The 11,064-nt window shown below is 44.8% G+C and carries 8 protein-coding genes; all 8 read left to right on the top strand.

The annotated features are described in order from the left end of the window. The 8 genes from BLA28_RS09450 to BLA28_RS09415 all read left to right on the top strand — a co-directional run bounded on the left by BLA28_RS09450 (position 1) and on the right by BLA28_RS09415 (position 10,852). A complete protein-coding gene (locus BLA28_RS09450) occupies positions 1 to 1,074 on the top strand; it encodes a glycosyltransferase family 2 protein (protein WP_069156867.1) in 1,074 nt (357 codons plus the stop codon). Beyond that, a complete protein-coding gene (locus BLA28_RS09445; RefSeq protein WP_069156868.1) occupies positions 1,071 to 3,533 on the top strand; it encodes a capsular polysaccharide synthesis protein in 2,463 nt (820 codons plus the stop codon). Before BLA28_RS09450 ends, BLA28_RS09445 begins: the two co-directional genes overlap by 4 nt. Continuing rightward, the gene (locus BLA28_RS09440; protein ID WP_069156869.1) at positions 3,530 to 4,552 is read left to right on the top strand and encodes an acyltransferase family protein; all 1,023 of its coding nucleotides are present in this window, start codon (positions 3,530 to 3,532) and stop codon (positions 4,550 to 4,552) included. Before BLA28_RS09445 ends, BLA28_RS09440 begins: the two co-directional genes overlap by 4 nt. Positions 4,553 to 4,565: 13 nt before the next feature. Beyond that, complete coding sequence (locus BLA28_RS09435) at positions 4,566 to 5,147, top strand: serine O-acetyltransferase (RefSeq protein ID WP_069156870.1); 582 nt, start codon at positions 4,566 to 4,568, stop codon at positions 5,145 to 5,147. Between the two features lie 4 nt (positions 5,148 to 5,151). Beyond that, positions 5,152 to 6,663, top strand: coding sequence for a glycosyl hydrolase (locus BLA28_RS09430; protein WP_069156871.1), 1,512 nt, complete (start codon positions 5,152 to 5,154; stop codon positions 6,661 to 6,663). Between the two features lie 105 nt (positions 6,664 to 6,768). Then, positions 6,769 to 7,827, top strand: coding sequence for a YeiH family protein (locus BLA28_RS09425; protein ID WP_069157352.1), 1,059 nt, complete (start codon positions 6,769 to 6,771; stop codon positions 7,825 to 7,827). Between the two features lie 326 nt (positions 7,828 to 8,153). Beyond that, positions 8,154 to 9,827, top strand: a complete 1,674-nt coding sequence (locus tag BLA28_RS09420; protein ID WP_069156872.1) for an extracellular solute-binding protein — start codon at positions 8,154 to 8,156, stop codon at positions 9,825 to 9,827. Between the two features lie 86 nt (positions 9,828 to 9,913). Beyond that, positions 9,914 to 10,852, top strand: coding sequence for an ABC transporter permease (locus BLA28_RS09415; protein WP_069156873.1), 939 nt, complete (start codon positions 9,914 to 9,916; stop codon positions 10,850 to 10,852). Positions 10,853 to 11,064 lie beyond the last annotated feature (212 nt).

Genomic DNA, 11,064 nt, shown 5'->3' with positions numbered 1-11,064 from the left:
TTGGATAACCCATTTTTTAGTATTATTATTCCTGTTTATAAAACGGAGAAATATCTGCGGGAATGTCTGGACAGCATTTTAAGACAGACCTGCGGGGAATTTGAGGCGATAGTTGTGGATGATGGGTCTCCTGACGGATGCCCCGAAATCTGTGACAGCTATGCCGCGCAGGACAGCCGCATTACCGTGATTCATAAAGAGAATGAAGGGGTGGTCAAAGCGCGCAATACAGCCCTGGGATTGGTAAAGGGAAAGTATCTTGTTTTTGTGGACAGCGATGACTGGATTGACAGTGATATGCTGGAAGTATACAGGGATTTGATTGAGGATAATCGGGCGGACATGGTGATTTCCGGAAATAATTATCTGGAATTTGAGGATAAGACGATTCTTCAGGGATATCCGGTCCATTCCGGGAGATACAGCAAAGACTCATTGAAAACACTGCAGGATAATATGCTGTATTCCGGTACTTTTTATGAGTATTACCTGAATCCGGCTTTTTGGGGAAAGGCATATAAAAAGGAGCTGATAGTCCCCAATATGCTATCCGTAGATCCCGGGATCAGCGTAGGGGAAGATTTGTGCTGTGTTTATGCCTGTCTGCTGAATGCGGAAAACGTTGTGGTATGTGAGAATAAAGGTATGTACCATTACCGGAATATACAGGGAACCGGCAGCAAGGCATACAGGGGAGGCTTTTATGAAAATGCGGTCAGTCTGTTTACTTGTATGGATAGATTGGTAAGGGAGAAAAAGGGAGAAGGGGCAATACCGGCACTTGATTACAACAAGCTTTATGCGGCCTATATGGGGGCGGCATATTATCTGCGTCCCGGAAACGGCCTGAGCTGCAGGGAAAGGAACAGAGAGATACGCAAGCTGCTGGAGTATGACGGCTTCCGCACCGCATTGAACAGAACGGAAGTGAATACGGGAATTACCTTTATAAGAAAAAAAATACTTACGGCCATGCGGGAAGAAAATCTTTTCCTGCTGTATCTGTATATCTATCTGGAAAAAATTTTGGTTAAGGCAGGGGTGTACATGCCTGCAAACGGGGTAACAGTATGAGGACCAAAAGTTCGTTAATCAATATGGCCGTAAATGTGTTCGGGCAGTTCTTTAACCTGATACTGGCCTTCGCAGGCCGCTCCATGCTGGTCAGATATCTTTCCGTGGATTACCTGGGAGTGAACGGGCTTCTGTCCAATATTTTCAATGTACTGTCCGTAACCGAACTGGGAATAGGCACCGCCATGCTGTATGGCATGTATAAACCGGTTGCGGATCAGGATGAGCAGAAGATAACCCGGCTGCTGAATATGTACAGGAGGCTGTACCGCCTGGTTGCGGCGGGGGTAGCCGCGGCAGGAATTGTTTTGCTCCCCTTTCTTGGTTATTTTATAAAGGGCGGTACGCAGATTGCGCATATAAGGCTTTACTATGTGCTGTATTTGCTTCAGACCGTTTCTTCCTATCTGCTGACCTACCGTGCATCGATTATTTTTGCGCATCAGAAGCAGTATATAAGTAATTTTGTTACCTATATTTTTACCGTAGTCAGATATCTCCTTCAGATCATTCTTCTTGCGGCAACAAAAAACTACAGCCTTTATCTGCTTGTCCAGATTATATGCAATATTTTATCCAATTGGGTAATCGCGCGTCAGGCAGGGAAAATGTATCCGTATATTGATAAGGATAAACACAGTCTTCCCACAAAAGAGGAAAAAAGGAAGCTGTATAAAAATATCGGAGCCATGTCCATGCATAAAATAGGAGCTGTTTGTGTGTATAATACGGACAGCCTGCTTATGTCGGCATTTGTGGGACTCAGGAGCGTGGGAATTTATTCAAATTACAGGCTGATTCTTTCCAGCGTTTCCCTCTTTTTCCAGCAGATATTCGCTTCATTTACAGCGAGTGTGGGGAATCTGGGAGCCAGTGAAAAGAGCGGGAAGATATATGAGGTCTACCGGATTTTATATATGGCCTCCTTCCTCTGCTATGGTTACGGCGTTGCAATGATGGCATTATTATTCAGGCCGTTTATTACGCTGACCTTTGGAAAGGAATATGTGTTTGGCCCCTTTGTCGTCTGCCTTATTTTGATGGATTTCTATTTTGGCGGGATGCGGCAGGTCATCATGTGCTTCAGGGATACGATGGGCGTCTTCTGGTATGATCGGTATAAGCCGGTGCTGGAGGCTGCCATAAATCTGGTTTTATCCATAATACTTGTACAGAAATATGAAATTGCAGGTATCCTTATGGGGACTGTTTTAAGCTTCCTGTTCACATCGTTTTGGGTGGAGCCCTATGTGTTTTTTAAATATGCGGTGAAAGAGGGATACCGCAAAAAGCTGAAACGTTTTTTTGGACAGTATTTTCTGAACTTTGTGATTATCGCTGCCGTAACGGCGGCTGTCCTGCTGATTTGCAGCCCTGTACCGGAAACTAATTTTTTCTGGTTTCTTATAAAAGGAATTGCGGGAACAATCTGTTATTTTCTTTTGATGACAGCGGTTTCGTGGAAGAGGGAGGATGCACGGAAGCTGATGTCAGCGGTCTGCGGACGCCTTTCTGATTTGCTTAAGCTGAATTATGGAAAAGCCTTCGGGTATAAATTACTGGGGCTGCGGTTCCTGTGCAGACTGTTCCCTTCCAAGTCCTCTGTGCGTTATTCCATGGAAATGAAACGAAGAAAAGCGGTTAAGGAATGGATTTCTGCATTCTGCGGCAGTATGGAATACGGCGGAGAAAGCATTAAGGATGAAAAGGGAAAAGGCGGTCAGAGGCCGGAGGAAAAAAGAGTCTGGTGTTTTTGGTGGCAGAAACCGGAACATGCGCCGGAGCTGGTAAAAATATGCTTCCGGAGTCTGAAAGAACAGTTCCCGGAAAGAGAAGCAGTGATTATTACAGAGGAAAATATAAGGAATTACATAGAGCTGCCGGATTTTGTGTATCAAAAGCTGGAGGAAGGGAAAATAAGCTTTGCCTTTTTCTCGGATATTCTCCGCATGTCTCTGCTGGCTGAATACGGAGGCATCTGGTGCGATGCCACAATATTTCTTATGGACAGCCCGGAGGAAGAAATGAGAAATTATGAGTTTTATACGGTGAAGGGCAGGAGGGATAAGACTTATGTTTCTGAAAACCGGTGGAGCGGGTTCTTTATAAAGGCGCCGAAAGGCTGTCCGCTTTGCGCAGCATGCAGGGATCTTTTGTGTGCTTACTGCAGGAGTCAGGAGGAGCTGATCGATTATTTCCTGATCGATTATCTCATTGACTTCCTTTATGAAAACGACGAAGCGATCCGGAGTCTGATTGATAGTGTCCCGGTAAACAATCCCGGCTGTCATGAGCTGCAGGGCCTGCTGAATACGCCCTTTTCGGAAAGCGCCGTCAGGAAGACAGCGGAAGAAAGCTGTATATTCAAATTGAATTACAGAGGGGAATTTCAAAAAGAAACAGTCCATCATGAGAAAACCGTATACGGATGGCTGGCTGAAAGGACGGCAGATAAATGAAAATAGTGGATAAATCCCTGACGGATTCAGCAATGCTGCTCAAAAAGAATTACAATGCCGTGGATCTGGCGAAATTTTTAATGTGCTTGTGTGTTGCATACGCGCATATTGCATTTTTTCAGGATATAGCCCCGTTTTGGAATGATTTTGCCACTAAGTATGTTATGCGTCTGACGGTACCCTTCTTCTTTATGACCACAAGCTTTTTCCTTTTTCGCAGGGTTGAGGAGGATAAGGACGGATACCGGCAGATAAAAAAATATATCATGAAATTTCTGCGGCTGTATATTGTCTGGACACTTCTCTATATGCCGGCTGTCATCGTGGATAAGGTGATTAAATATCCGTATGGAGGAATAAAGGAAGGGATCCTTTATGCAGTCACGGATATTTTCCGAGGGGCGTCATATACACAGCTGTGGTTTCTGGCGGCCCTGTGTGTCGGGACTGCTGTGACCGGACTGTGTCTGTATATCCATGCAAAGCCCACTGTGATTGTTTGTTTTGCCTTCGCAGTCTACGCCCTCGGTATCTGGATTCAATCCTACTATGGCCTGTTTTTTGGCTTTTTGTTCATCGCATTAGGGCTGTTTTTTGCAAGAAAAAGCGTGAAATTAAAAGGGATAACCGTAGCCGCGGGCTTTTTCCTTTCCATGGTGATGGGATATATGGAAGTTTTTGTTTTTCCGGTTAATGCGATAACGGCAAATGGTGAAATGTGGTTCTTTCTGATTCCTGCGTCGTTCTTTTTGTTTTATTTTATAACGCATATGGAACTGAAGGACAGAAAAATATATGGAAAACTCAGAGAATTGAGTATGATGTTTTACTACCTTCATATGCTGGTGAATTTTGGCTACCGGTGTATGATTAAGGCCCTTGAGCTGTTATGGAAGAAAGATTTGGTTAACATGTTTGTACAGTATTTAGTGGTGGTTGCGGTTTCCCTGCTTTTATCGGAAGCTGTGCTCAGACTGAGCCGTACACAGAAATTTTCGTGGCTTAAAATTTTATATTAGAGGAGGAGAACAAATGATTGAATCAAAGGCGGATTTAAAAGAATATCTGCGCAGAGACTATCTCGCATCTTATCTGGATCATGAACGTCCCCATATATTCGGAGATGAGGTAATGAAGTATCTCATTGTATTGCGTAAGCTGGAATATTGGACGAACTGCGGGAAAGGAATCATTGGAAAAATATTCCGCTTATATTATACCTATCGGCATAAGCATCAGAATCTCCGCCTTCACTTCGCCGTATATCCCAATTCCTGCGGAAAGGGACTGTCCCTTGCACATTACGGCAATATACTGATTCATGAAGATACCAAAATCGGGGAAAACTGCCGGCTGTGCCAGGAGGTTACGGTAGGCGGAAACAAAGGAAGCAGAGCGGTGGCCACAATAGGGAATAACTGCTTTATCGGTGCCGGTGCCAAAATCCTGGGCGGCATTACCATTGCGGATGATGTGGTTATCGGGGCGAATGCCGTTGTAGTGGAAGATATTACGGAACCGGGAACGACCTGGGGAGGGATACCGGCACGAAAAATCAGCAGCAAAGGGTCAAGGATATATCTATGTCCCAAATTATTTGATGAGCAGGATTAATATTATGAATAAGACGGGAGCGTTGGGATGTCTTTGCGTATTGGTATTTTTTATGTCTGCATGTGCCGGTTTGAAAGGAGAAAATACGGCAGATAAGCCTCTGGCGGGTGAAGAGACGGCACATGAGGAGCGATATGAAGCAGAGGATGCCCAAATCCGGGGGAAGATAATAAGGCAGACGGATAAAGAAGGTTTTTCCGGAAAATCCTATGTGAGCGGATTTACAGAGGATGGGGATAAAATCATATTCACCATAAAGAATGAAAAGGATGGTTTTTATGATCTGGTATTCCGCGCTTCCGGCATAGGAGGAAAAAAAGAAAATACAATTTATGTGGACGGAAGGTGTGAAGGAATTCTCCTGACAGAGGAATCCGATGTTTTTCTGGATTCTGTATTAAAGAGGGTGTACCTTACCCGGGGCGAACATAGGATTACCCTGGAAAAGGATTGGGGATGGCTGGATCTGGACTGTCTGTATCTGAAAGAATCGGCTCCGATGGACGATGAAGTTTATCAGGCGTCAGGGGTACTCGCCGATAAGGAAGCAGATACCTGTGCAGAGGAGCTGATGAAATACCTGTGCGGCATTTATGGAGAGAAAATACTGTCCGGACAGTATAGCTTATATGGGCCGGACGGAAAAGAAATTCAGATGATAAACAGACTGACCGGGGAGTACCCGGCCATACTCGGTATGGATATGAAGGACTATTCCCTGACTGCGGCGGAACGCGGCGCGCAGCCGCAGGTAACTGAGTGGGCGGAGGAATACTGGGAAAAAGGGGGAATTATCGCTCTTTCCTGGCATTGGCTGCTGCCGGACAGATATGTGCGGGGGGAATGGTGGCAGGCATTATATGCAGACGAAACCACCATTGACCTGGAGGCTGTGCTCAATGGCAGGGATAAAGAAGGCTGCGAACTGCTGATGAAGGATTTGGACAGAATGGCCATGGAACTGCAGAAGCTTCAGAAGCAGGATATCCCTGTGCTGTGGCGGCCTTTTCATGAAGCGGACGGCGGATGGTTCTGGTGGAGCCGGGGAGGGCCGGACTGCTATAAAAAGCTCTGGAGGCTGATGTTTGATAAATTTACCCGGGAATATGACCTGCATAACCTGATATGGGTATACAGCGGAATGGGAGAGGAATGGTATCCGGGAGATGCTTATGTGGATATTATCGGTGAGGATATTTATCCTGCAAAAAGCTGTATCAGCGCCCAGGGGGATAAGTTTTTGAATGCTCTGGACTATACAGATACAGTGAAACCGGTTATGCTCTCGGAAAGCGGTTTTCTGCCGGAACCCGAAAATGCGGCCAGAGACGGGATATACTGGCTTGGCTGTCTTCTCTGGGGGGAGGATTATCTGATAAGGGAGCCGGGCTGCGGCGGGCATTCCGATCATCTCTTACCAGGCAGCGTCATTAAAAATTTTTATAACAATGATAAGGTAATTACTCGGAAGGAGCTTCCTGATTTCAAAGAAATAATTGCTTTAAGCGAATCATAGCATGATGAATCATAAGAAATACTTATTGATTTATAAAAATATATAAATGTACATTATCATTTGTTAATAGTATAATCTGGGAGAAAAAAACAAATGAGGTGGATCATGGAATTTTTAAAGAAAAATGGAAAAGGTATTTTATTATGTTTTCTGATTGCATTGGCGTGCCGTCTGCTGGTCGTAGCAGTCGGTGCATTGGAAGTGATAGGGGCACCGGTCATCGCGATTATCGTAGGAATGGTGCTTGCTATATGGATGAAGGATAAAAAAGGCTGCGGTGAGGGGATTGCATTTACCTCGAAAAAGGTTCTGCAGTATGCGGTAATCCTTCTTGGATTTGGCCTGAATCTGGCTACTATCGGCAAAGTCGGGATGACTTCTCTTCCCATCATTGTTTCTTCTATCAGCACATCTCTTTTAGCAGCATTTATTATGTATAAGCTCCTTAGGATTCCCGGGAAGACTGCGGCATTGATTGGCATAGGCTCCAGCATCTGCGGCGGTTCGGCAATTGCTGCAGCAGCCCCGGTAATGGAAGCGGATGATGAAGAAATCGCACAGGCGATATCCGTTATCTTCCTGTTTAACGTGATTGCGGCACTGCTTTTTCCTGCCCTGGGAGGCTGGCTTGGCCTGACTGATACGGGCTTCGGTCTTTTTGCAGGGACGGCGGTAAACGATACCTCATCGGTCACGGCGACGGCATCCACATGGGATACCCTGCATGGAACGAACGGAGCGGTGCTTGAATATGCAACCATAGTAAAGCTGACAAGAACCCTTGCGATTATACCGATAACCCTTGCCCTTGCATTTGTGAGAATGCGCAGAGAGGAGAAGGAGAACCGGGGGGAAGGTAAGACTGTCAGCCTGAAATCCGTATTTCCCATGTTTATTCTCTATTTTGTCGCCGCATCCGTCATTACAACAGTTATTACCTCGTTCTGTTCAGGAACGGCCCTGGCGGCAGCCAATGAGGTCTTTGGCCTGCTGAAGCAGCTGAGTAAATTCTTTATTGTTATGGCTATGGCGGCAATAGGAATGAATACGGATGTGGTAAAGCTGGTAAAGACAGGCGCTAAGCCGATTACGCTGGGATTTGTCTGCTGGATTGCCATTACAATAGTCAGCCTTACACTGCAGTGGGTGCTGGGTTTATGGTGATGGATTTGAAAAACTATTAATAAAACGCAATGGTAATCTCACATTATAGGTGCAGATAAAAGTGATTTTCACTTTTATTCTGTACCTATATTTTTTTAGGATGGAAAAGACCTTGAAGCAAGCAGAATAAATTCAGGCAATGTTGTTTCTTTAATTCGTACTTACGTTAAAAAACGATATTATTGAAAAAAAATACGACAGATAAAAAGAAGAATTAGTAGTAATGTTTAGATTGTATTAACGAAGCGAAGCATAAAAGAAACAGTTGCTGTAGTCCCGTAAGGGAATGGGGCTTCACGGCTGAATATAAAAAAGGAGAGGTTATCATGAAAAGGAAAACAGTAGCAATTGTGTTGAGCGCGATGATGGTAATCACAGCGCTTGGAGGCTGCGGCAGTACCACAGCAAATGTGGAATCAGAAAAGCTGGAAGAAAGTCAGAAAGCGGGTGAGGACAGGACTGCACAGAGTGAAGGTCTTGCTCCGCTTACCTTTGTCCGGGCACAGGATTCCACCGTGGAATCCAGCGTCTTTGCTAAAATGGAAGGCAGTACATATGAGGATAATATCTGGACGGATTTAATCGCAGAAAAATTGGGGTATGATGTTACGTATCTTTGGATCGCATCAGATGGAGATCTCTATAAACAAAAATTCAATGCTGCGATTTCAAGCGGTGAAATTCCCGACATAGCAAGTGTGGGAAAAGAAGATTTGAAAAGATTAGTGGATGCGGATCTGATTGTGGATTTAAAACCCTATATTGATGAATATGCGAGTGATTATGTGAAACAACTGTATGATACGGTTGGGGACAGTGCTTTTGATGCAGTTACCTATAGCGGTTCGGTCTATGGTCTGCCGATTTCCGACTGTGATATTGAGAGGGCGCAGATTCTGTGGCTGCGTCAGGACTGGCTGGATGCATTGAACTTAAGCGCACCTGCAAGCATCGATGAGTTGAAAGAAGTATTGCGTGCATTTAAGGACTATGCGGGAGAAGGCGGCATAGGGCTTGAAATGGGGAACGATTTATATGGGAATCAGTTTGATATAAAGGGAATCTGCAACGCATACCATGCATACCCGACCTATTGGGTGGAGGATAAGGAGGGCAGCCTGGTTTACGGCAGTACGACACCGGAGATGAAGCAGGCATTGAGTACCCTGGCAGAGCTGTATGCAGAAGGACTGATCGATCAGGAGTTTTACGTAAATGATAACCAGAAGGCAGCGGAAGCACTTGTCAACGGGAAATGCGGGGCCATGTACGGATTTCATGCAACGCCTCTGGATTTTCTGCAGACAGTCAAGAATGCCATTCCGGAGGCAGACTGGAAACCGTTCATGATACCCATGGAAGAGGCCGGTGAAAAAGCGGCTCCGGGAATTGAAATGGCAACCACAAGCTGGTATGTGGTCAGTAAGAACTGCGAACATCCCGAAGCTTTAATCCAGTTAATGAATCTCTACTGCGAAAAAGTACTGGATCCGGAAAAGAATGAATATACGGTATATGCAAATCCCGGAAACGGAGTGGAAGGGGTATGGAAACTGGCACCGGTCGGAATTACAAGTACACCGGACAAAAACCAGGCTACAACAAAAGCGATTGCAGAACCGTTAAAAACAGGAGAACCCGGGGACTTGACAGGGGAACAGTATTCCATGTGGGAGTACTGCTATAAGGCTCTGCAGGGCGATGACACCATGTGGGGATGGCTTGGCGTATTCGGTGAAGAGGGCGGACAGAGTATCCTGTTAAAATATCAGGATTCTGAAAATGCGGCACCTGTATATAATAAATTCGTTTCAGCACCCGGTGAAGTCATGACTGCCAAAAAGTCAACCTTGGACGATATGCTGGATCAGACATTCCTTAAGATTATTTCAGGCCAGGAAAAGATAGATGCGTTTGACAAGGTGGTTGAGGAATGGAAAAATGCCGGCGGCAATGATATGACCGCAGAGGTTAACGAATGGTATTCCTCCAATAAATAAAAACTTTAGTGAAATATATCAGGTTACGCTGCGGCAAAGAGCTGTACATACTTAGCTCTTTGCCGGCAGCTAATCGTTGAAAAGCTATGAGAGGTGAAAAAGTGAACCGTAAAAGCAGCAAATACTCCTTAGCCAAATTCAGAAAAGAATTTCCTCTTCACTTGATGCTTTTTCCCGGGATAATATTGATTATAATTTTTAATTATGTGCCAATGGCGGGACTTGTCATTGCCTTTCAAAAATTTATCCCGAGTAAAGGTATGTTCGGAAATCAGGAATGGATTGGGTTAGATAACTTTACCTATGTATTTTCCCTGCCGGGGTTTAAACAGGCAATGGTTAATACTGTTATTATTGCCGCATGGAAAATTGTGCTCGGCCTTTTAGTTCCGGTTGTTTTTGCATTATTACTGAATGAAGTTCATCATATTAAATTTAAAAAGACGATCCAGACGGTGGTATATCTCCCATATTTTTTATCATGGGTGGTTTTGGGAGGAATATTCATAGATTTGTTATCTCCGGGCTCCGGAATCGTTAATGGGATTATAAATTCCCTGGGTGGGGAAAGCATCTTCTTTTTAGGAGATAACAGGTATTTCAAAGGAACCTTAATTGTAACAGATATCTGGAAAACCTTCGGATATAATGCAATTGTATATCTGGCGGCTATAGTGGGAGTGGATACCAGTTTATATGAGGCTGCAGAAACAGACGGTGCCAACCGCCTGCAGCAGATATGGCATATTACACTTCCCGGAATAAGGGGGATCGTCGTACTTATGATGGTATTAAGCCTTGGCAATATTTTGAATGCAGGCTTTGATCAGGTATTTAATTTGTATACAAAAGCAGTCTATGAGAGCGGAGATATTCTGGATACTTTTATTTACAGGCTGGGTCTTATTGATGCGCAGTATGGAGCCGCTACAGCGGTGGGATTATTCAAATCGATTATTTCAACCATCTTTATTTCCACATCATATTACCTGGCGTATAAGTTTTCTAATTACCGTATTTTTTAATGTAATAAACTCAAACTTCGCCCATACCCCTATCCCCTCCGGCCCCTGTTTTCGGGGCTGACAGCCGGCTTGGATTTTCTTCCCCCTGCGCCAGCCGTGCAGGAATCCTTACAGGGGACACTTTCGCTCGGATAAACAGGCAGCGGTACTAAGGCCGCAAAATACGCGGCCTAAGGACCGGCGAGTTTATACGCCCCTTACAGGAAACCCTG

The organism is Eisenbergiella tayi, from assembly GCF_001881565.1.
Classification (GTDB): Bacteria; Bacillota; Clostridia; order Lachnospirales; family Lachnospiraceae; genus Eisenbergiella; species Eisenbergiella tayi.
The sequence above is the reverse complement of the archived record's forward strand: the minus strand, read 5'-3'. Positions and strand labels throughout refer to the sequence as shown.

Bases quoted from the DNA above. Each gene is read 5' to 3' on its own strand.
- BLA28_RS09445 (WP_069156868.1), top strand. From the start codon at position 1,071: ATGAGGACCAAAAGTTCGTTAATCAATATGGCCGTAAATGTGTTCGGG.
- BLA28_RS09440 (WP_069156869.1), top strand. From the start codon at position 3,530: ATGAAAATAGTGGATAAATCCCTGACGGATTCAGCAATGCTGCTCAAA.
- BLA28_RS09435 (WP_069156870.1), top strand. From the start codon at position 4,566: ATGATTGAATCAAAGGCGGATTTAAAAGAATATCTGCGCAGAGACTAT.
- BLA28_RS09430 (WP_069156871.1), top strand. From the start codon at position 5,152: ATGAATAAGACGGGAGCGTTGGGATGTCTTTGCGTATTGGTATTTTTT.
- BLA28_RS09425 (WP_069157352.1), top strand. From the start codon at position 6,769: ATGGAATTTTTAAAGAAAAATGGAAAAGGTATTTTATTATGTTTTCTG.
- BLA28_RS09420 (WP_069156872.1), top strand. From the start codon at position 8,154: ATGAAAAGGAAAACAGTAGCAATTGTGTTGAGCGCGATGATGGTAATC.
- BLA28_RS09415 (WP_069156873.1), top strand. From the start codon at position 9,914: ATGAGAGGTGAAAAAGTGAACCGTAAAAGCAGCAAATACTCCTTAGCC.